21 protein-coding genes and 1 pseudogene are annotated in these 20,339 nt (G+C 41.8%); 6 read left to right on the forward strand and 16 right to left on the reverse strand.

Annotated features, from left to right (window positions below; all coding sequences use genetic code 11):
* Positions 1-104: 104 nt before the first annotated feature.
* The 4 genes and pseudogenes from FS736_RS22860 to FS736_RS22875 all read right to left on the reverse strand — a co-directional run bounded on the left by FS736_RS22860 (position 105) and on the right by FS736_RS22875 (position 2,658).
* Positions 105-536, reverse strand: a complete 432-nt coding sequence (locus FS736_RS22860; RefSeq protein WP_144481423.1) for an NUDIX hydrolase — start codon at positions 534-536, stop codon at positions 105-107.
* A gap of 132 nt (positions 537-668) precedes the next feature.
* Positions 669-1,202, reverse strand: a pseudogene (lepB, locus tag FS736_RS22865) (signal peptidase I); the annotation flags it as partial.
* A 274-nt stretch (positions 1,203-1,476) separates the two neighbouring features.
* Entirely contained in the window at positions 1,477-1,686 is a 210-nt protein-coding gene (locus FS736_RS22870; RefSeq protein ID WP_144481425.1) for a hypothetical protein, read from the reverse strand.
* A 159-nt stretch (positions 1,687-1,845) separates the two neighbouring features.
* Positions 1,846-2,658: a DUF2935 domain-containing protein gene (locus FS736_RS22875; protein WP_144481426.1), complete on the reverse strand. Its 813-nt coding sequence runs from the start codon at positions 2,656-2,658 to the stop codon at positions 1,846-1,848.
* Between the two features lie 157 nt (positions 2,659-2,815).
* Here FS736_RS22875 and FS736_RS22880 point away from each other — a divergent pair, with 157 nt between their 5' ends.
* Positions 2,816-3,283 carry a hypothetical protein gene (locus tag FS736_RS22880; protein ID WP_144481427.1) on the forward strand — a complete coding sequence of 156 codons (468 nt, stop codon included), beginning with the start codon at positions 2,816-2,818 and terminating at the stop codon, positions 3,281-3,283.
* 380 nt (positions 3,284-3,663) lie between these two features.
* Here the strand turns inward: FS736_RS22880 and FS736_RS22885 are convergent, their stop codons facing one another.
* The 3 genes from FS736_RS22885 to FS736_RS22895 form a co-directional block, all read right to left on the reverse strand.
* Entirely contained in the window at positions 3,664-4,287 is a 624-nt protein-coding gene (locus FS736_RS22885) for a class I SAM-dependent methyltransferase (protein ID WP_144481428.1), read from the reverse strand.
* A 231-nt stretch (positions 4,288-4,518) separates the two neighbouring features.
* Positions 4,519-5,685, reverse strand: a complete 1,167-nt coding sequence (locus FS736_RS22890; RefSeq protein WP_144481429.1) for a TraB/GumN family protein — start codon at positions 5,683-5,685, stop codon at positions 4,519-4,521.
* 364 nt (positions 5,686-6,049) lie between these two features.
* Positions 6,050-6,607: a YdhK family protein gene (locus FS736_RS22895; protein WP_144481430.1), complete on the reverse strand. Its 558-nt coding sequence runs from the start codon at positions 6,605-6,607 to the stop codon at positions 6,050-6,052.
* A 145-nt stretch (positions 6,608-6,752) separates the two neighbouring features.
* On the opposite strand from FS736_RS22895, the gene FS736_RS22900 reads away from it, so the two are divergent.
* Together FS736_RS22900 and FS736_RS22905 are read left to right on the forward strand one after the other, a co-directional pair.
* On the forward strand, positions 6,753-6,941 hold the full coding sequence (locus tag FS736_RS22900) for a hypothetical protein (RefSeq protein WP_144481431.1): 189 nt from the start codon (positions 6,753-6,755) through the stop codon (positions 6,939-6,941).
* 140 nt (positions 6,942-7,081) lie between these two features.
* Positions 7,082-9,019 (forward strand): alkaline phosphatase family protein, encoded by a 1,938-nt coding sequence (locus FS736_RS22905; RefSeq protein ID WP_144481432.1) that lies wholly within the window; start codon positions 7,082-7,084, stop codon positions 9,017-9,019.
* Between the two features lie 11 nt (positions 9,020-9,030).
* On the opposite strand, the gene FS736_RS22910 is transcribed toward FS736_RS22905, so the two are convergent.
* Positions 9,031-9,519 (reverse strand): GNAT family N-acetyltransferase, encoded by a 489-nt coding sequence (locus tag FS736_RS22910; protein WP_144481433.1) that lies wholly within the window; start codon positions 9,517-9,519, stop codon positions 9,031-9,033.
* 62 nt (positions 9,520-9,581) lie between these two features.
* Here FS736_RS22910 and FS736_RS22915 point away from each other — a divergent pair, with 62 nt between their 5' ends.
* Positions 9,582-9,761, forward strand: a complete 180-nt coding sequence (locus FS736_RS22915; protein WP_144481434.1) for an H-type small acid-soluble spore protein — start codon at positions 9,582-9,584, stop codon at positions 9,759-9,761.
* Positions 9,762-9,809: 48 nt separating this feature from the next.
* Here the strand turns inward: FS736_RS22915 and fdhD are convergent, their stop codons facing one another.
* The 5 genes from fdhD to FS736_RS22940 all read right to left on the reverse strand — a co-directional run bounded on the left by fdhD (position 9,810) and on the right by FS736_RS22940 (position 15,376).
* The gene (gene fdhD, locus FS736_RS22920) at positions 9,810-10,604 is read right to left on the reverse strand and encodes a formate dehydrogenase accessory sulfurtransferase FdhD (protein ID WP_144481444.1); all 795 of its coding nucleotides are present in this window, start codon (positions 10,602-10,604) and stop codon (positions 9,810-9,812) included.
* Positions 10,605-10,826: 222 nt separating this feature from the next.
* A complete protein-coding gene (locus FS736_RS22925; RefSeq protein ID WP_144481435.1) occupies positions 10,827-11,045 on the reverse strand; it encodes a heavy-metal-associated domain-containing protein in 219 nt (72 codons plus the stop codon).
* Positions 11,046-11,057: 12 nt separating this feature from the next.
* Positions 11,058-11,555 carry a DUF1641 domain-containing protein gene (locus FS736_RS22930; protein WP_144481436.1) on the reverse strand — a complete coding sequence of 166 codons (498 nt, stop codon included), beginning with the start codon at positions 11,553-11,555 and terminating at the stop codon, positions 11,058-11,060.
* A complete protein-coding gene (gene fdhF / locus FS736_RS22935) occupies positions 11,530-14,511 on the reverse strand; it encodes a formate dehydrogenase subunit alpha (protein WP_144481437.1) in 2,982 nt (993 codons plus the stop codon). The genes FS736_RS22930 and fdhF overlap by 26 nt, the downstream gene beginning before the upstream one ends.
* Complete coding sequence (locus tag FS736_RS22940; RefSeq protein ID WP_144481438.1) at positions 14,504-15,376, reverse strand: formate/nitrite transporter family protein; 873 nt, start codon at positions 15,374-15,376, stop codon at positions 14,504-14,506. The genes fdhF and FS736_RS22940 overlap by 8 nt, the downstream gene beginning before the upstream one ends.
* Before the next feature lie 98 nt (positions 15,377-15,474).
* Here FS736_RS22940 and FS736_RS22945 point away from each other — a divergent pair, with 98 nt between their 5' ends.
* Positions 15,475-15,693, forward strand: a complete 219-nt coding sequence (locus FS736_RS22945) for a hypothetical protein (protein WP_144481439.1) — start codon at positions 15,475-15,477, stop codon at positions 15,691-15,693.
* Between the two features lie 158 nt (positions 15,694-15,851).
* On the opposite strand, the gene FS736_RS22950 is transcribed toward FS736_RS22945, so the two are convergent.
* Positions 15,852-16,568 (reverse strand): DUF4230 domain-containing protein, encoded by a 717-nt coding sequence (locus tag FS736_RS22950; RefSeq protein ID WP_144481440.1) that lies wholly within the window; start codon positions 16,566-16,568, stop codon positions 15,852-15,854.
* A gap of 211 nt (positions 16,569-16,779) precedes the next feature.
* On the opposite strand from FS736_RS22950, the gene FS736_RS22955 reads away from it, so the two are divergent.
* Positions 16,780-17,562, forward strand: coding sequence for an SDR family oxidoreductase (locus FS736_RS22955; RefSeq protein WP_144481441.1), 783 nt, complete (start codon positions 16,780-16,782; stop codon positions 17,560-17,562).
* 68 nt (positions 17,563-17,630) lie between these two features.
* On the opposite strand, the gene FS736_RS22960 is transcribed toward FS736_RS22955, so the two are convergent.
* Both FS736_RS22960 and FS736_RS22965 read right to left on the reverse strand, forming a co-directional pair.
* Complete coding sequence (locus FS736_RS22960; protein WP_144481442.1) at positions 17,631-18,179, reverse strand: GNAT family N-acetyltransferase; 549 nt, start codon at positions 18,177-18,179, stop codon at positions 17,631-17,633.
* Between the two features lie 269 nt (positions 18,180-18,448).
* Positions 18,449-19,882 carry a glycoside hydrolase family 1 protein gene (locus tag FS736_RS22965; protein ID WP_144481443.1) on the reverse strand — a complete coding sequence of 478 codons (1,434 nt, stop codon included), beginning with the start codon at positions 19,880-19,882 and terminating at the stop codon, positions 18,449-18,451.
* Positions 19,883-20,339: the final 457 nt, after the last annotated feature.

Raw genomic sequence — 20,339 nt, forward strand, 5'->3', positions numbered from 1 at the left:
CTTTCAAGTGATTTGAAATCCTGCGAATAAGTGAGTATTCGAGAGATAATCGTATCTAACTGAGGGAGTTTAATAAGAAATACTGTTATTTCATTTACTTTTACCTAAAATTCTATATAAAATGGGTGTTTGCTATTATCAAGACAGTATTCAATTCTTTGGCTAAAGTTTCCTGCGGTAACCATTTCTAATGCCTTCTGAATTGGATAGAACCCTACTTCTAAACTCTCTGATGAAGTCGTTAATTCTCCTCCGATTGGCTTTGCCAAAAACAACGTATTACATATTGATTTGTTCACATTCTGAAATATTCCACAGAATTTTAGAACTTCAATATCAATACCAGATTCCTCTTTAGTTTCTCTTACTGCTGCATCTTTCAAAGACTCGCCTTCTTCAACTATTCCACCTGGCATTTCCCATCCTCTACTAGGTCCCTTAATTAACAAAATTTCCTTTTCATCATTGATTACAATACTTGCTGCTGAAACAAAATGTTTTGGTGGTGTGTAAGCTTGTTGTGTACTATGTACCATAATAATCCCCCTCTTTTATGGTATTGTTTTTTAACCAACCTGCTTCTTAGCTTAATAAGGAATTCAACAAAAAAGGTGGCTGATCCTTTTTGGATTAACGCACCCGATGCCAACAATATAGATAAGCAGTGATTAGTTATTTACGATTTTAATTTCTTTTATAGGATAATAAACAACATTTGTTGTCCCTATTACCTTCTCCATTGGTATCGCTCCAATATCGCGGCTGTCTTTGCTTTTCCTTCTGTTATCTCCCAATACAAACAAACTATCTTTAGGGACCGTTTCACTACCAACAGCGGTCTCCTTTAAAGTGAAAGAGTATGTTAAAGTTCCATCCTTAAGTTTTTTCTTATATTTTTCTAAGTAAGGTTCGTTGTATGCCTTACCATTTATATATAAAACATCATTTTTATACTCAATGCTGTCACCAGGGAGTCCGATTACACGTTTTATGTAATCCCTACCATCTGGGGCGTGAAACACAACAATATCAAATCTTTTTGGTTCCCCTATTTTAGTTACAACCATACGATCCTTGTCCTGGAGTGTAGGATTCATTGAATGACCGTCAACAACAATAGGACTAAAGAAAAAAGTGCGAATAATGAAGGCTAAAATAATTGCAACCATAAAGGATTTTACCCATTCAAACGTCTCACTTTTTTTAAATCATTATTTGCACTCCCTTTTTATTCTCCGAAATTATATCCTTTAAAAAATATTTCTTGTTTATTTTAACATAAAATTCCATCTCGTTGTAATACTTGTTGTAATGAAATTGCTTATAAAGTCTGGACAATAGGAAAAATGGCGTGGACAATTTCCACGCCATTTGCTGTACCTTTTTAGCCCATATACACTTCAAAACGGAACGGTTTATTCGATCTCAATATCAATTGCCAATAGCGGTCAACCCATGAATTAAGATCGCTCGATTTTATGCTATTTCGCTTTTATGTCCTTTGATCAAACGAAGCCGAGGCATCTTCCCTTCTTTTTTGAACAAGGAAAACATGGCAAAATTGAAGACCGCCAGGAACAGGGACAGGACTGCATGCTGGAACCCATGTGAAACTACAGCAAGGAATCCGCTTACAATACAATAAATACCAACAGTTAAATAAAAGTACATAAGAAGTTTACCCACTTCTCATTCCTCCACCTTTTTCGTATGTACTGTATATATTAACAGAATTTACGAAAAAATGTCACAAAATGTTCACAAATCCCCCGATAATTTTCACATTCTTTTCATTATTTTGCTTTTTGATCATTAAAATCTTGTCCTTCTTGTTATTTACACTCACTAAAACGACGGCTTGGATAGCGAACAATTTCCGATTTCAGACTTCAGCCTAGGCTCATAGTAACTTAGATTCGTCAGGAAATAGCATGTTTCCGGAAAATGATGCTCAAGGAATCTAAGGGTGGATTTATTCAGCAACGTATGTTCTTTATATTTTAAAACCATATTCTTAATGAATTGATTCATTTCCAATGTCGTTTTTCCAACTTCATAAACGAATGCCTTTTGTCGTGCAAAGCCTGGTTCTTTCACCCTAAGATAATTTCTCAAATGATGGTTCTGTACGATGTACAGCTGGTACCTGCGCTTAAACTCCTGTGCTGCCGCATTGGCTCCTGCTTCTATTGGATCAAGAAGATTTTCAAAAAGCACCGCATGTCCGAGCTGATCCTCAAGCCAAAGATCCATAAGCTCAACAATTGAAAGCCTGACCGGTTCCTGCCCATGAACGAGGTACTGTAATATCCTCAAATATTCCTGATTTTCACTCATTGTTCCATTTAAGTATGTCGGAGAAAGGTTCAAATTGATCTGATTGTCTATCCGCAATGCCTGCAGCGTTCCTTCAAAATCAAAGTAGTTCTTTGCAACCGTCCATGCCCTTCTTGCGAAATCAATCATCTGGCTGTTTGCGTAATCTGCATTCCGCGGTATTCCCTGAAGCCTCTTTAAAAGATCAGCATATAGTTCGATAAACTGCTCTGCTTGATATACGTACTCTTTTTCTTCCGGCGACAATGCATCTCTTACAAAATAAGCATGATCCTGCAGCATTTCCAGCCAAAACAAATGTTCATCCCAGAGAGAAATCATCCTCATCTCCTCCTTTATCTTCTAAATAATACTGTTTAAAACAGGAAGAAATGAATGAACGGCTGAGAAATTTTTAAAGATACTCATCTTTTAGGCCTTAATAGAGATAATAACAGTAATACAGTAGACATTATTTTATATTATATAAGGTGGGCTTATGAAAAATTTAAAACTTTACATCGCGATCATTGCCATACTGCCCTGGTTTTCTCTGCCCTTTCTCGATAAAAAAACAGTCCGTAAATTTCTCCCTGGCACTGTGTTTATGGGCATCTATTTAATGTTCGAAGGAAGATTGGCGGAAAAAAGAAAATGGTGGTGGTTTCCTTTTAAAATTAAACCGAACGTACTTGGGGAGCTGCCGTTAATTTGGGGTCCATTTTTCATAGGATCATTTTGGATCTTGAAGTACACCTATAAGAAGTTCAATTTGTATTTGCTGGTCAATATCCTGATTGACTCCCTGTTTACTTATTATGTTTTGGATATTTTTAAGAGGATCGGATATGTTACCCTGGTCCGGTTGACAAAGTTCCAGTTATCCATCGTCTTTTTATTCAAAACCTTTGTTTTATACGGATTCCAGGTCCTCTACGATAAAGTGATCAGAGGGGTTTCAGACTGAAAGAATAAAATAGGGACATTTACAAAGATTAATTCAGGGATAGCAAAAAGGCGCTCATTTTCGAGCGCCTTTTTCGCTTTTTTACCAACTAAATTTTCATGTTTTAATTCCCATATCACAGGGAACAAAGCTAATAAGAATGACAGGCAAAAAGGAGGTGTGGAAAATGAGCTTACTTTACAGCAAGGCAATGGAAGAATTTAAGAAGGATGCAAAACGCCAGGCTGAATACAAGAAGAATGCAACGCATAAGTCAAAATAAGGTTTTTTCTGAACTGAACTTTCTGCCTTTTATCATCCTGCAAACGAGGATGATTTTTTTTTCGTTTTTTTCCTTAAAATAGTTCAATGGCATAAGGAGCTGGTTGAGAATCGTTGAATTACTTTTTACCCAAAACTGCGATTGTATGATATTGTCTTGAATTTGGTCCTTTTACTACTTCCACCTCTAAAAAGCCCTGGTTCTTCATAATCGGGATTAATTGTTCTTCTATCATCCCTCTTACTCCATCCCATATAACATCATTTTTGCCATCACAAAGGGTTAGTACGAGACTGCCACCAGGCTTTAAAACTTTATATATTTCCGATACTGTCATAGATAATTCATCCCAAAAATAAATTGTGTGAATACTGAACACTTTGTCGAATTGTTCAACTTCAAAAGGCAAACTCTTTACATTTCCTTGTACAAAATCCGCTTTTTCTTCCAAAAATGCTTTTTTATTTCGCAGCTTAGCTGACCGAATCACAGTTGGAGAAAGGTCCAGTCCAATTACTGAATTTGCTTTATCTTGCTCAAGAAGAAGTTTCATTGCATAACCGGAACCGCATCCAAGTTCCAGCACACTCTCACTCTGTTGAATATTTAATAATTGGATGGTCCATAATGTTTCTGGCTTATGCTGCTTTACCATCTTTTCACCGATCACGGTACCGATTAGTCCTTTTGGTGTTTTGTACTGGTTATCTATATATTCTTGTATTCTTTCAATTACCTTCATAATTCACCAACTTATTTTAGATATAAGATATATATAATATTAATTCGCTAATATTACACTCATTCCTTTTTCCATGATCTCCTTGATAAGGATTGGATGGCTAATTTCTTTTTTACATGGTAGTTGAATACCTTCGTATAAAAAAACAGTTCAATTCTGTAAGGAAATGAACTGCTTATTGGCATGTTATTTACTGTTGTGTAATCATATTTAATATCTTATTCAGTGCTCCTAAAGATTTTCAATGAATACCCTGATGACATCGGCCCCGCCAATGAAAGTCCCGATGGAACTTCCGAGATTGGCAAGGACAACGATTAGTAAAATACGACTGACTTTGTTTCTCCAGAAGCCTTTTACACTGAAAACATCTTCTGAAAGGGTTTCGAAGTCTCTAACGTTTGGCCTCCGTATATACGCCTGTGCCAGACCTGCAAACCAGCCTGCCGCAAGCAAAGGGTTCAACGATGTGATTGGGGCTGCTATAAATGCTGTCAGTATGGTTAGTGGATGTCCCATGGCAATGGCTGCTCCCAGGGCAGAAAGGCTGCCATTCCAAAGAATCCAACTAATTGTCTGGGAAAAACCCGCAGACGGATTTGCAACAAATGTGTAAACAATGATGGCCAGAATAAACACAGGAATGCTCCAGCCTATGATTTTTGGCCAGTTGGATTTTGGCGGAACCGCTCTTAGTTTTTTCAGGTCATGTTCTTTTTTAATCTGTTCTTTTATGCCAGGCACGTGGGCAGCACCCAGGACAGCGACGATTTTTTCTCCTGGCGCATCCTTGATTTTTTGGGATAAATATTGATCGCGTTCGTCGATCAATGGCTTTTTCAAACGAGGAAAAGTCTCCGTGAACTCATTCAACATCGCGTTGATAGTATCCTGTTCCTTCAGCTTTTCAAGGTCTTCCTCGGATATGCTGTCCTTGCTGAAGATGCTTGTTATAATCTGGCTAAGCAGAAGTGCCTTTCCTTTCAAGCCCAGATTGCCCCATATCCTTGAAAAAGTGATCTGGATATTGCGATCGGCAAGTACAAGATTTGCTCCGACTTCCTTTGCTGATTCAATCCCCTGGATCATTTCCTGGCCCGCTTTGATTCCAAGATCCTTCGCCATTCGATTTTGGAAGGATGAAATAGCCAGATTCATCAGTAACAGCGATGCCCTTTTTTCCTTAATGACCTGGATAATATCCATTTCCTGCCACTTGGAGCCTTCAGTAATCGTTTTGTATCGCTGCTCGTCCAGTTCAACACATACGGAGTCAGGCCTCTCAGCCTCAATAACTTCTTTCACCTGTTCGGCACTGTGCCTGGAAACATGCGCCGTCCCGATTAATATGTATTCCTTACCATTCATGTCAATTCTCGTTATATTATCCTCAACCATAGATACCTTCCTTTTAAGAGACCAGTGAAAGCCAACTATATGTATTTTATTCCACTATTATAACATGAACAATAGGTCCAAATATAAAGAATAATTTTCATTGCTTGATTGTATGCAGAGAAAGGCCGCACATCGTCACTTAACGACAATGTGCGGCTTCCCTTAAGCTTTATTTTGAGTAACTGCTTTTCAGTTTTGAAGATTTCCTGCTGTCCATCATTTTCTTGACGATTGGATACAGGACAGGTCCCCATTTGATCGCTGTTTTGATTAGTTTGTTCATGAGTCATCCCTCCTCATTCTTAAAGGTTATATACCCAGACTTTTGGAGGTACAATCGTGTATATTTTGGTAATCGTTTAGCTTATTCAGCAGGTTTCAGCTCGTCTTCAGTGACCCACTGGTGATTCGTTACCCTCTCCGATCCGTCTGTCGGCGTGAAATCGACCATATAAACAGTCATGTCCTTAGCCGAATCGATCACTGCTTCTGCCCCTTCCATTCCTTCCATATGCTCGGTATTGATGATGGCTTCATCTCCTGGCTTCAAAGACTCTTCTCCTGGATCCTTCAGTTCTTCATGGATCACCCACTTATGGTTCTCCACTCGCTCGCCTCCATTTGTCGGGTCATATGACAGCGAGTACACGGTAGTGTCATAGGCACCAACAATTGTGGCTTCCGCTCCGTCCATTCCAGGCATGTGGTCATCGGTTATGATGGCCTTGCTGCCCACTTCATATTTGGGATTATCCGCTTCCTTCAAACCATCTGGCAGATCCCCTGAACCTGAATGCTCCATATTTTCATGAGCATTGTGACCACCAGATCCTGATTTGTCATCCTCCCCTGTGCACCCTGTTAAAAATAGTGCCGCAGACATTGAAACTAAGATCATCAACCTTTTGATACTTATATTCATTGTTTAAATACCTCCTCTTTATATTGGCTCTGTTAAAAACTATTGTTGTTTTTACTCCTGTTAATTGTAGTGGAAGGCGCGTAGACTCCTCCGAAAATGCTAACGCATTTCCATCGTGCGTGGGCCGATTCGAGGAAGCTATTCAGTGTCCTGCGGGCGCAGCTGGTCAGATGAGACCCCTCAGGAGCAAAGCGACGAAGAGGCTCAGCGCCAGCCAAGAAGAATTTGGTCTTTGAAAAAGCTGGCACTTGAGCTTTTTCATAATTCTTCCCCCGCGGAAAGCGAAGCGCCTGGAACGAAAATCAACAGACTATTTAACAGAGCCTTTATATAAGGAATTTATATCAAATAAATATGGAGATTTTATCGAGAAGCAAAATTTCTCTTCGGAAAACTAAAGAATTAATTTTCTAAAAGTTTTACAAGCCTCGAAAAAAGGTAAATTCCTTCTATAAAATCAGCGAGGGAGAGTTTATGACAACAAGAATCTTTAAGTTCATCACCTTTATTATTTTTTTATCAGGTATTTGCGCTACAACGGCAAATGCAGAAAACAAGAGTCAGGTAGTCCTGATCTCATTTGATGGCATGCGAAATGACCTTACAAGGAATTATGTAAAGGACGGCAAACTGCCTAATATAGAACATGTGATCAAAAATGGAACTATGGCGAAATATTCCACCACCGTAAGGCCTTCTCTCACGGCACCTTCACATGCAGCAATCGCTACAGGAGCGACTCCTCTTAAAACATCCATCGTCAGCAATGTTTGGCAGCAGAAAGACTCAGCAATGACAAACCAAAAGGATGCTTTTATGAGTGAGCTTGAGGTGGATCCGTTGTGGGTATCAGCCAGAAAACAGGGGAAAACAACTGCCACTGTTGCTTTTGCCGGTGCCAATCCAGCCGTCGGGAAACAAGCAGACTTCACGATATATTATGGAGATACATGGTCCCCGAGCAAACAGGAGAAACTCCATTTCCAGGAGGCTTCGGGGTGGAGTAGGCCTCCTGAGAGTTACAGTCCATTAAAGGAAGCATCTTTTCACATTAAAGTCAAAGACGGTAAAAATCAAAAGGTTCATGTACTAGCCGTTGATTCAACCAATGACCGGGAAAAAAATTATGATTCATTCATGGTCACCGATCAAAAAACGGAAAGAAACAACCCGGTCATATCCAATGGATGGGGATCTATGGAACTGAGGGTTCAAGAAAACAGCAATGCAGGATTTTGGTTCAAGATCACAGCTGAGGACCAAAGTCTCGACAATGGGGCTGTGATTTACCAATCAGCAGTAACATCCGGTTTGATAGATGGACCAAAAGATTTTTCTGAACAAATCAGGGGAAAATTCGGTTTCTTTCCACCTCAGGAGGATGACCGTGCACTTGAAAAGGGCTGGATATCAAGGAAAGAATACGAACAAATATCGGAAAGATTTGCAAACTGGGTAACTGACGTGTCCCTTTTTATCAAAAACGAGTATGAGCCTGATTTACTGATGTTTTACGCGCCGCAAATTGACCATCAGGAGCATAAGTATCTGCTAACTGACCCAAGACAGCCTGGTTTTACAGAGAATGAATCAAAGAAGAACGCTGAATATATTCGGTGGGCGTATAAGACGGCTGATAAGACAGTAGGCAAAACAGTCAAAGCACTGGATGAAAATGATTACTTGTTCATCGTATCTGACCATGGAATGGAACCTGCACATTCAGCGATTGAGCCTAATAAAGTTTTGAAGGACAATAACCTTCTCGTACTTGACTCAGCTGGAAAGATTGATTACAAAAAATCGAAAGCAATTGCGATTCCAAGTGGATCTGCTGCTCATGTTTACATCAATTTGAAATCACGCGAAAAATATGGAATCGTGCCGCATGAAAAATATGAAGAAATTCGTTCTGAAATCATCCAAGCCTTCAAGGGCGTTGAGGTGGACAGGAATGAGAATGGACCAGTCATCAAGTATCACCTTAAAGAAATATGGAATAGCACCATCAATCTGTCTTTCAATGGATTAAAGGAGAATACAGAGAGTTTGTATGGCTATCTGACAAATGCGAAAGAACATCCATATCAGGAAATAAAAAAAATACCTCAACAAGGAAATTTAAAAGAACGGAATGCAGGAGATGTTCTTTTAATGGCTGCTCCAGGTTATATTATGGGAAAGGGTGTATCTAATATTGTTAAACCGACACCTGAATTGGGAACCCATGGCGGGGATCCTGGCCGGGAGAAATTGAAAGCTGTCTTCATGGCCATGGGGCCAGACATTAGCAATGGCAAGCAAATTGGTTCCGTCTCAACCTTAGATATCGCTCCAACTATCTACAATTTACTTGGATTGGAAACACCTTCGTATGTTGAAGGGAAGAATATTGAGGAGCTTACCGAATAAAATAAGGCGAATCAAGACTCGCTTGATTCGCCTTTTTCTATGTTTTTTTCCATGACCCACAACGGCTTGTCACGAAATTCTATTTGTTTTACCCTTATAAACCCTTGCTTTGTCCAAAATGATAAGCCGGGCTGGTTGGCTGCAAAACATCCTAATCGAACTTCAATTATACCTCTTTTGTTCATCATTGCTTCGTACATAGCCAGAGCTTTTTCAGCCAGTGCTTGCCTGGTCCAGGATTTATGTATAATCAGCAATCCTAGCCACGGCTTTCCGTCCCTTGGATTTTTCATGATAAAATCAATGATACCGATATATTCCCCTTTCTCTTCGATGAGAAAACGCTCTTTATCGAGGTCGTTTCCCTCTTCATGCTCCTTCAGTAAATCTTGTTCATCTAGTATTCGTTTCCCATCCGCCAGTAAATTATAGTCAGGATGTGAATTCATGATTTCCATCTCAACAGAGATTTTTTCCTGACTGCTTTTCACAAAGTTCATCACGTAATCTCCTATACATACATGTTTTTGTCTATGGATAATTTAAGTATGAGGTGATAACCATGGATTTGCAACGGGTAAAAGAAATCCTCACTGCAGAAGATGAAATTTCCGTCCACTACCACGGAGTGCCGATCTGGATTGAAAGCATCGATGCTACTTCAAGTATGGCGGTCATCTCGGCAAGAGGTACCCATGAAGAACGACAGCTCGTTTCGATTGACGGTTTAGATGAGAGATGAAAAAGGCTCCCCATTTTTGGAGAGCTTTTTATCTTATATCTATTAGGATCATCCAAGATATACCCTTTCCTGGCCTGTGTACACATTAAGGGATTCATCTCGAATAAAACCGATTGTAGTAATGCCCAGATCCTCTGCAAGCTTTAAGGCAAGTTCTGTAGGAGCAGATTTCGATAAAACAATTTCGCAGCCAATCTTTGATGCCTTCAGGAGGATTTCCGCTGAAATTCTGCCGCTGAAGGCAAGGACCTTATCAGAAAGTGGAATACTGTTTTTCAGGCAGTGACCATAAATTTTATCCAGAGCATTATGCCTGCCAATATCCATCCTTGAAATCACAACTTTACCTGTCTGGCATAGTGCCGCGTTATGGACCCCTCCCGTATTTTGAAACACTTGTGATGATTCCTGCATTCCCTTCATCAAGGAAAAACAGTCCCGGGATGAAATCTTTATCCTTACCTGTTCCATCTTTTTCGCAGTCAGGGCATCATTGATAAAAACAAACCCCTGCCTTCCTGCTCCACAACAGGAAGTAATGTATCTTTTCCCCTGGAAATTGAGGTAATATGGATTGACATTTTTGGTTTTCACATGTGCTGTACCTGATTTTTCTTCTATCCATATATCTTCCAAATCATCAAACTTACGGATTACGCCTTCCGAAGCCAAAAAGCCGATGACAAGGTCCTCAATAAAATTCGGCGAGCAAACAAGGGTGGCAAACTCTGCGCCATTGATTTTTATTGTAACAGGGTGTTCTGTTACAATACTGTCTTCAACTCGTTCCGCGCAACCTTTTCCATATCGGATGATTTCCCGTTTCACTTCAATTGGTTCCAGCGTTCTGCCACCTCGTTTCGCCTGGATTTTCACTTGTCATATTCCCTGATAATTTCCTTCATGTTCAATAAGCCCAGTCTCCTAATGTCGGTGCCTTCCGATCCTCTCGGCAACTTTCGCAAACATGAAGCTTTACAGCTTGGAACAGATCTTCCTGATGTTCTTCAAAGCCTTCTTTTCTTCCGCAAACTTCACATATTCTCATCATCGTCACCTCATGTATTATAGTTGTTCACTAGTCAGGTCAAATCCGGCTTCACGTACCGCCTGTAAAAAATCTTCCTGGGAAGACATTCTTTCATCGAACTTGATGGTAACGGTTTTGTGTTCAGTGCTTGCTTCTGCCTGGGAAATCCCCCAAACCTCAAGCATTGCTCTAGCGAGTTTCTCTGCATCATCGTCAGAATTTATATTACTGATTTTGAACGTCTTTTCATGCACAGTGACTCCTCCCTACTCACGTTTTTCCCTGCTCCTCAGGAAGGCCTCTCCCATTCCCTCCATAAAATCAACCATCGTGGTCATCGCAGCCCGAATTGCCGGACTGCGCAGCCTGACTCTCATTTTCCAGATACTTTGTTTCTTGCCTTTTTCACCAGTTTGGGACATTCGCTTCAACCCAAGAGTGACACCATTCATGAGGGTCTCAAGCTGGGCCGGCTGCAATCCGCCAAGAAACTTGAACAAACCAAAGCCACTTTTGATGACATTATGCACAGCTGGCTGATTGACCTGTTGCATAGCGATGACTCCTACTTCATTACGCTGCTTCAATAATGAGCCTGCTGTCTCGAAGACCTTAACCTCATGAAGTTCTTTCGCCATTTCAATCATTGATAGGACGGCTTCCTTATTGTCAGCAAGAGCTTGCATGATTTCTTCCAAAGCCTGGGCACGTTCTTCCGTTTCATTCGTGGCCTGCCTGCTAATTTGCCTGATCGCTTTCGCCATAATATCCCTCCTTCAAGTCATCTATTTCTGAAATCGGTATATAGTCAGCCCGCTTCCATTTTTCCTCCACCTTCACACTAATCTGAGGAATCCTGTTTCCATAACGGTGATTATGTTTCGGTAGCGGCGGTTCGCCAGAGATTTCGAGCACTTCCATTTTAACTCCCATCTCCTTATAGGCAGGAGTATGGGTAATGATATCGTGATAGCTGCTTGTCAGCCTGTTCACAGCCTCGTTATCCTCCGCTGTATTCATCGGGAGATACAATTCATGCCCTTTAACCCTGTCGGTCACAATCACCCGGACTTCAACATGGCCATATGGCGAAGTCAGCCCGACAAGTGCCCCATCCTCAAGATTTCGTTCAGCAGCAAGCTCAGGTGAAATCTCGAGCCATACATCAGGCACTTTATGCACCAGACCCTCGGTTTTGTGTGTCATATTGCCTTCATGGAATTGCTCAAGAATGCGTCCATTATTGAGATGTAAATCAAAATCCACGCCAGGATTGAATGGTACTGTCCAGTCGACAGGCACTAGCCTTGCCTTTCCATCAGGGAAGCCAAATTTATCGGTGTATAGCAGAGGTGTGTCGGTTCCATCCGCGTTTACCGGCCATACAAGCGACTCCCATTCCTCGAGCCGTTCATAGCTTACTCCAGCGAATATATTCGCGAGCTTGGCCGCCTCGTCCATGATTTCGGAAGGATGCTGGTAGTTCCAATCAGCACCAAGTCGATTAGCGAGTTCCTGGAATATTAGCCAGTCAGGCTTCGCATCTCCCAGCGGCTCAAATACTTTGTAGAATCTCTGGATCCGCCTTTCAGTGTTCGTGAACGTCCCATCCTTTTCAAGACTTGGCGCAGCCGGTAAAATGACATCAGCAAACTGAGCCGTCTTGCTGAAAAATATATCCTGGACTACGAAGAAATCGAGTTTTTCAAAGGTGGAATGTACATAGTTGGAGTTCGCATCCACGATAGCCATGTCCTCGCCAAACAGATAGAGTGCTTTCATCTTCCCTTTATTGATAGCCTCAACCATATGGTGGTTGTCATAACCAGGGTTTTCAGGCAGGTCTACCCCCCAGGCAGCCGTATATTTAGCACGTACAGCTTCATCGTTCACAGGCTCATAGCCAGGCATCCAAGGCGGCAATGTTCCAAAATCGCAAGCACCCTGGACATTGTTATGTCCGCGCAGTGGGTAAGCACCTGTTCCGGTCCGTCCATAGTTCCCAGTTACCAGCAGCAAATTCGATATGGCAGTGCTTGTATCCGATGCACCCATATGCTGGGTAACACCCATCGCCCACAGGATACAGACAGATTTGGCTTCCTTGATCATTTCGGCAAGGCGAAGCAGCTCTTCCATAGTAAGTCCTGTTTTTTCTGCCGCATATTCCATCGTGAATTTATCAAGAGACGCCTTGAATTCTTCCAAGCCATTCACACGCTCAGCAAGGAAAGCTGTATCCTCCCAGCCCTGATCAAAGAAGTATTTCGCAATGGCATTCAGCAAGATGATATCTGTTCCTGGATTAGGATGCAGGAATAAATCGGCTCGCTCGGCCAGTTCATTCTCCCTTAAATCCACGACGACGAGCTTCTGGCCATGGAGCTTGTGGGCACGTTTGATCCTTGTCGCCAAAACAGGGTGTGATTCAGCCGGATTCGCGCCGACCACCATCACAAGCTCGGATGCCATGATATCCTCCATAGTTCCTGAATCCCCGCCAAGTCCTACGGTTCGCATCAATCCAGTCGTCGCTGGAGACTGACAGTATCTGGAGCAATTGTCGACATTATTAGTCCCCATAATTCCCCGGGCGAACTTTTGGAACAGGAAGTTTTCTTCATTTGAGCATTTTGATGAGGCAATATAACCGATTGCATCCGGACCATGTTCCTCTTTGATTCCAGAAAGTTTTTCGGCAATCAGGGTGAGTGCTTCATCCCAGGTCGCCTCAACAAATTCTTCGCCTTTTCTGATGAGCGGCTTTGTCAGACGCTCTTCACTGTTGACGAAATCCCAGCCGAATTTTCCTTTTACACAAGTGGAGATTCCGTTAACCGGTGCCTCTGTCTTTGTCTGGATTTTCAAAATTTCACGGTCCTTTGTCCAGACCTCGAAGCTGCAGCCCACTCCACAATAAGTACAGACCGTTTTGGTACGATTAATCCGCGCTTTTCTCATTGCTGCTTCAACCTCAGATACAGCAAAAATTTCACGATACCCCGGTTCCACCTCTTTTGTCATATCAATCATTGGAGCAAGAATATTTGGAGCGATTCCGGTCAGAAAACCGGCATTCCCGAGCATTGATTTTTCCATCAGGGCGTTACAAGGACATACATTCACACAATGCCCGCAGGATACGCAGGAAGATTGGTCAATCGGAACATCATTGTCCCAAATGACCCTTGGAACTTCCCGGCTCCAGTCGATCGTGAGCGTTTCATTCACCTGTAAATCCTGACAAGCTTCAACACAGCGGCCGCAAAGGATGCACTGGTCAGGCTCGTACCGGTAAAAAGGATGTGAATTATCCGGGGGATACGGTTTAGCTACAAATGGATACTTCTGATGGGCAAGCCCCATATCTTCAACAGTGTTATGGATCGTGCAGTTACCATTGTTGTTATCGCAAACGGTACAATACAGTTCATGATTTTTAAGGATCCTTGACATTGCCTCATACTGTGCTGTCTTTACCTGATCGGACATGGTATCGACTTTCATCCCTGGCTCAGCCTTCATCGTACATGACCGCGTCAATTGGCCATCCACCATCACGTAGCATGTATCACATGTCTGGATGGTTCCCAGGTCTGGATGGTAACAGACACCAGGAATGAAGACATCTTCAGCTCTTGCGACTTCTAAAATCTTCTGTCCCACTACGGCACTGTATTCCTTGCCATTAATCTGTATCGTAAATTTCGAATCACTCATTTCCCTGCCTCCTTAATCCTGCAGCTCTCATCAAACCATGCCGGTTAGTACCCGTCTGGTTTGGCCTTCGCTTCGGTTCTTTCCTGGATCCGGTTTCCATTGTTCCGCGATAAGCGATCCAGTAAAACACTGAGACAAACACAGCACCACCAATCGCATTGCCAATGAATACGGGAATAAAGTTAGCAATAAAATCATTCCAGCTGTAGTAGCCAGAGAAGATTGCCGCTGGAATGACGAACATATTGGCGACAACGTGCTGGAAACCAATCGCGACGAACGCCATAATCGGAAACCAGATCGCCAGGATTTTACCCCCGATATCCTCCGCGCCATATGCAAGCCAGACAGCCAGACCGACCAGCCAATTGCAGCCAATTGCCGATACGAGCGATGATAAGAAACCATGCTCCAGCTTACCGCCGGCGATTGCCACCGTTTTGTCAAGATAAGGGCCAGAGGTAGTCAATTCTGCAACCTGGCCGAAGAAGTAGGCGACAAACAAGGCACCAATTAAATTAAATAAAGTAATCCAAAACCAATTCTTCAACAGTAATCCCAGAGAGATCCTTCTGGACAAATAAGCCATCGAAACAGCCATCATATTCCCTGTCAGCAGTTCCCCGCCAGCAATAATGATCAAGATGAGTCCTACAGGAAAAACAGCCGCACCGATCAATGAGCTAAGCGACCCCCATTCCTCTGGAAGACTGGCGATGACACGGATATCAAGCAAATAGCCAAGGGAAATGAAAGCCCCGCCGAGAAAACCCAGTACAAGCACACTTGAAAAAGGAAGATTCGCTTTCTTCTGTCCATGTTCAGCTGTCAATTGTGCAATTTTGTAAGGTGGATGGTACGCCATGGATCATTCAGCTCCTTTAATTTCCCTAAATAATATTTACATTACTGGGAAAATTATTTAGCATCATGGCAATAATTTTAAAATAAGGGGTAAGATTCATGGATAAAAACCAATTGCTGCATCGCGTCCAGACTATGATCCAGTCATCAGCAAAAAAACCTAAATACATGACAATCTCAACCGTGAAAGTTGCGGATCTATTCGGAGTGAAACCAGAGGAAGTTCAAAAAGGGTTGGATGAGTTGGTGGAGGAAGGATATTTGAAACAGTCTAAACTCGACAGCCCGCCGTATCATGATATTTTTTTGTTACCTTAATCTTTAAGACAACAAAAAAACTCAGAGCATTGTATGACTCTGAGTTTTGTATATATTTTTATGAGTGTGTAAACTGGACCCTGTTAAGCATAATTTTTCTGAACGCGCTTTTTAATATTGAAAAATCTTTTCAAAGAATCGCAGTTTACATAAAAATATTACTGTCCTTTTATAACAGTTTTATATCCCAGGTGCCCAAAAAACTCCTTTAAAACGACTTGGGCATTTTCGTCAGCTTTTTGTAAGACTCCTGAACTCATTGCTTCCTGCTTAATTTGCTCCTGGGCAGCGGCAGCAAGATCAAAGCCTTCATCCCACTCTATTTTCCCACTCAAAAGTCCTTCATCTGAAAAGGTTCTGACCTGATCCATTTTAATGGAAGGTTCCTGGAGGAAAGTTGCTTTTGGCAGAACTATTTCTATTACCTTTCGCTCTTCGTCCACCTTCATGTCTTTTTGATCGATAGCCTCCAGATCAACTCCAGCAATTACAGTGGCTGGAACAATCAGCAGCATTTCACGTTTGGTCCCAGGAAGATTATAGCGGATTTTCTCTCCGAATATTTCATTATCTTCCTTTTCAATGACAGTCTTCACATGTGCTTCCGCAGTTGCCAATGCAGCCAGTCCGTGAACTTGTTCGATAAACACAGTTGATTCTACCTTTCCCGTATTCCCTTTGAAATACCAGAATGCTGAAGCGAAACCAGCTGCTAAAAAGAGCAAAAGAATCAGAAATTTGATAATCGGAATGTACTTTGGCAAACTCTTATGGCGAAGCGGCAGAGCAATCGATGATGCGCTTTCCGCCCTTCCCGCCCTCATTTCACCCAATAGTTCATCCATTTTCGAAATGATATGTTCCTGCTTGTCCATCTATCCAACCTCCTGGAAGAATACAATTTATGATTTCATTCGACAATTTCAAGTGTTGAAAAAACCTCCAGATTTGAGGAGGCTAACTAATCATACGTTTTTGTGCGGCAAAAGTATCATAGAATCCCATATTACTAGTTTACACTGTTTTATTTTCCAATAAAATGGGCAAAGTTAAAAATATCAAAATATATTGAAGGAGGAAGCAAATGTGGGGAAATTAGATGGGAAGGTCGCTTTTATAACGGGAGCAAGCTCCGGAATCGGCAGAGCAGCTGCACTAAAATTAGGATCCGCTGGCGCAAAAGTTGCTTTGATAGATATAAAAGAGGAAAATGCCAGAAACGTGAAGGACTTGATTGAAGATGCCGAAGGGACCGCCATGATCCTTGAGTGTAATATTTCAAAGCCTGCAGAGGTTGAGAATAGTTTTCATAAAGTTGCAGAAGCCTGGGGAAAAGTTGATATAGTCTTTGCAAACGCAGGAATCAATGGTGTCATCGCCCCTATTGAGGATCTGGCACCAGAGGATTGGGACGAAACAATCAACACAAATCTCAAGGGAACTTTTCTAACCGTAAAGTATGCCATCCCCCATATGAAAAAAAATGGCGGCAGCATCATCATTACAAGCTCCATTAACGGGAACAGGATTTACAAAAATTTCGGGATGTCCGCCTACAGCACCTCAAAAATCGGCCAGACCGGCTTTGGCAAAATGGCAGCACTGGAGCTGGCTCAGTATAAAATCAGAGTCAACATCATCTGCCCGGGAGCTATCGAAACCAACATCGGCAAAAATACATTCCCGCAGCAAGATGATCTCGAGAAAATCAAGATTCCGGTCGAATATCCCGAAGGCAACCAGCCATTGGAAGAACATGCCGGAAAACCTGAACAAGTAGCCGATCTCGTATTCTTCCTTGCATCCGATCTGTCCTCCCACATTACCGGGACAGAAGTTTACATTGACGGTGCTGAGTCACTTCTATGACTATTTATTCTTGCATATGCTCAGGGTCAAGGAGGTCCTGGGCGTGTGTTTTATTAAATTGGATTATTTTATTCAATGGTATCCCACTCATCAGCTAAAACGCCATAAACGATGTGATCCACAAAATGATCGTATAACCATTCTGCCTGCCTGATCCTTCCTTCTTTCACAAATCCTAACCGTTCGGGAATACCCCTGCTCTTTTTATTTTCCTCAGCAGCCCGAATTTCAACCTTATTCAATTTAAGATGTTGAAAAGCATAGTCAGTCAACCCCTTGGCCACTCTGGTCATAATCCCTTTACCCTGGTATTCATGGCCGAGCCAATACCCAATGTATGCTGTTTTGTTTGACCAATTGATACTGTTAAATCCAGCTGTCCCCACTATTTCCCCTTCATATAAAATCACTGTCGTCAAGCTTCTGTTCTCCGCATAACCTAACATCGTTCCCTTGACGAACTCCCTTGTATCATCAACAGTAACTGTAAAATCTAGCCATGGCAGCCACTCTTTCATATATTCGCGACCACTTTCGGTTAATTCGAACAATCGTTCTGCGTCATTCACTTCTGCCTGCTTTAATGATAATTGGTCATCTATTTTGTATAAAAACATTAATTTTCCTCCTAGATGGTTTCGGATAATTGAAATAAAGTTTATGAGATTCCCTAAGACCTCAAGTATGTGAAGAATTTGCCTTAGCCATAATTCGATGAAGATGACGATTATTGCTAATGAAAGAACTATAAAGTGATTTTCACTCGAATACCTTTCTTATAGTTGTTAAAAATGTATTATTCGACAAAATCCCCTTATTTCCTTTTATTTCTAATAAATTTCTTCAACTTAAAAGAGCTACCGTTTTAGTAGTAGCCCTTGGTTTTTTATAGCTTTTCCCCGTTGGTCTCTATCACATCTTTATACCAGAAGAAAGACTTTTTCCTTTTCCGTTCCAGCGTACCGCTGCCATCATCGTGTTTGTCCACGTAGATGTACCCATATCGTTTAGAAAATTCACCAGTAGACATGCTGACCATGTCGATACAGCCCCAGCTTGTGTATCCCATTAAATCAACACCATCTTCAATCGCTTCACCCATCGCCTTGATGTGTTCCCGGAGATAGTCGATTCGATAATCATCGTTGATGCTTCCATCTTCTTCAAGCTGATCATAAGCTCCTAAACCATTTTCCACAACAAAAAGAGGGATTTGGTAACGGTCATACAGTTTGTTCAAGCTTATGCGAAGCCCAACCGGGTCGATTTCCCATCCCCAGTCACTTACCTCTAGGAACGGATTTCGCACACCGCCAATGATGTTTCCTTCTGAGGAATCCTCGTTCGCTTTCTCTTTCTTCTCGGTACGTGACATATAATAACTAAAGCCCACATAATCCACAGTGCCCTCTTTTAAAATTTCAAGATCACCATCTTCGATTTTGAGTTCAATATTGTGATCCTTGAAGTAGTGTTTAATGAAAGAAGGATACTCTCCCCGAACCTGCACATCTCCGCAAAAATAATTGAAAAGCTGTTCTTCCTGTAAAGCGTGCAGTACATTTTCCGGATTGCTGTCATAAGGGTAAACTGGTGCAAACAGAATCATGCATCCGATTTGCGAACCAGGAATAATTTCCCGGCAAGCTTTTACGGCAAGAGCACTTGCTACGAATTGGTGATGATACGCCTGGAAAGTCGGCTGGTATCGATCTTCTTCTTTTTCAATCGAAAAGCCTAAACCATTAATCGGCATAACTAGAGCACTGTTGATTTCATTAAAGGTCATCCAGTACTTAACTTTGTCCTTGTAGCGGTTTAGGATTGTTCGGGCATATTTTTCAAAAAAAGTAACCACTTCCCGGCTGCGCCAGCCTCCATATTCTTTTACCAGATAGAGCGGCATTTCATAGTGGGATATCGTAACGACCGGTTCAATCCCATACTTATGTAATTCATCCAGCACCCGATCATAAAACGCAAGCCCCTCCTCATTGGGCTCCTGCTCATCGCCATTTGGAAATATCCTCGTCCAGGCGATTGACATCCTGAACGCCTTGAATCCCATTTCCGCAAACAAAGCAATATCTTCTTTATAGCGGTGGTAAAAGTCAATTGCCTCATGATTAGGGTAGTACTCGCCCGACTTGATTTCAAAGTCAAAACCTGGCTTTGTTAAAATATCGTATCTTGCTTTTCCGCCTGGCAGAACATCAGCCACATTCAGGCCCTTATTTCCTTCATGATAGCCCCCTTCAATCTGGTTTGCAGCCGTTGCACCACCCCATAAAAAACCTTCAGGAAATTTGTATGTATTCATGTAGGTAACCTCCGTATTTAAGTTTATTTTTTTATGCTGATTTTTATTTTGACAGGTTTTTAGTTGGTGGTCCTCAACCTGTCAAGATTACGTCATTATTTTGACAGCTTTTCAGTTGTGGGCCCTTAACCTGTCAAGATTACATAATTATTTTGACAGCTTTTCAGTTGTGGGCCCTTAACCTGTCAAGAATACACCTTTATTTTGACAAGTTTTCAGTTGTGGGCCCTCAACATGTCAAGAATACGCCTTTATTTTGACAGCTTTCCACTTGTTGGCCCTTAACCTGTCAAGAATAGGCATTTATTTTGACAGCTTTTCAGATGTAGGCCCTCAACATGTCAAGAATACACCTTTATTTTGACAGCTTTTCAGTTGTGGGCCCTCAACATGTCAAGAATACACCTTTATTTTGACAGCTTTTCAGTTGTGGGCCCTCAACATGTCAAGATTACAC

It is taken from the genome of Cytobacillus oceanisediminis 2691, from assembly GCF_007678455.1.
Lineage (GTDB): Bacteria > Bacillota > Bacilli > Bacillales > Cytobacillaceae > Mesobacillus > Mesobacillus oceanisediminis_A.

What these genes read in the sequence shown, in the direction of transcription:
- FS736_RS22860 (WP_144481423.1), bottom strand. Translation starts at nt 536, where the DNA reads ATGGTACATAGTACACAACAAGCTTACACACCACCAAAACATTTTGTT.
- FS736_RS22875 (WP_144481426.1), bottom strand. Translation starts at nt 2,658, where the DNA reads ATGATTTCTCTCTGGGATGAACATTTGTTTTGGCTGGAAATGCTGCAG.
- FS736_RS22880 (WP_144481427.1), top strand. Translation starts at nt 2,816, where the DNA reads ATGAAAAATTTAAAACTTTACATCGCGATCATTGCCATACTGCCCTGG.
- FS736_RS22885 (WP_144481428.1), bottom strand. Translation starts at nt 4,287, where the DNA reads ATGAAGGTAATTGAAAGAATACAAGAATATATAGATAACCAGTACAAA.
- FS736_RS22890 (WP_144481429.1), bottom strand. Translation starts at nt 5,685, where the DNA reads ATGGTTGAGGATAATATAACGAGAATTGACATGAATGGTAAGGAATAC.
- FS736_RS22895 (WP_144481430.1), bottom strand. Translation starts at nt 6,607, where the DNA reads ATGAATATAAGTATCAAAAGGTTGATGATCTTAGTTTCAATGTCTGCG.
- FS736_RS22905 (WP_144481432.1), top strand. Translation starts at nt 7,082, where the DNA reads ATGACAACAAGAATCTTTAAGTTCATCACCTTTATTATTTTTTTATCA.
- FS736_RS22910 (WP_144481433.1), bottom strand. Translation starts at nt 9,519, where the DNA reads ATGAACTTTGTGAAAAGCAGTCAGGAAAAAATCTCTGTTGAGATGGAA.
- FS736_RS22915 (WP_144481434.1), top strand. Translation starts at nt 9,582, where the DNA reads ATGGATTTGCAACGGGTAAAAGAAATCCTCACTGCAGAAGATGAAATT.
- FS736_RS22930 (WP_144481436.1), bottom strand. Translation starts at nt 11,555, where the DNA reads ATGGCGAAAGCGATCAGGCAAATTAGCAGGCAGGCCACGAATGAAACG.
- fdhF (WP_144481437.1), bottom strand. Translation starts at nt 14,511, where the DNA reads ATGAGTGATTCGAAATTTACGATACAGATTAATGGCAAGGAATACAGT.
- FS736_RS22940 (WP_144481438.1), bottom strand. Translation starts at nt 15,376, where the DNA reads ATGGCGTACCATCCACCTTACAAAATTGCACAATTGACAGCTGAACAT.
- FS736_RS22945 (WP_144481439.1), top strand. Translation starts at nt 15,475, where the DNA reads ATGGATAAAAACCAATTGCTGCATCGCGTCCAGACTATGATCCAGTCA.
- FS736_RS22950 (WP_144481440.1), bottom strand. Translation starts at nt 16,568, where the DNA reads ATGGACAAGCAGGAACATATCATTTCGAAAATGGATGAACTATTGGGT.
- FS736_RS22960 (WP_144481442.1), bottom strand. Translation starts at nt 18,179, where the DNA reads ATGTTTTTATACAAAATAGATGACCAATTATCATTAAAGCAGGCAGAA.
- FS736_RS22965 (WP_144481443.1), bottom strand. Translation starts at nt 19,882, where the DNA reads ATGAATACATACAAATTTCCTGAAGGTTTTTTATGGGGTGGTGCAACG.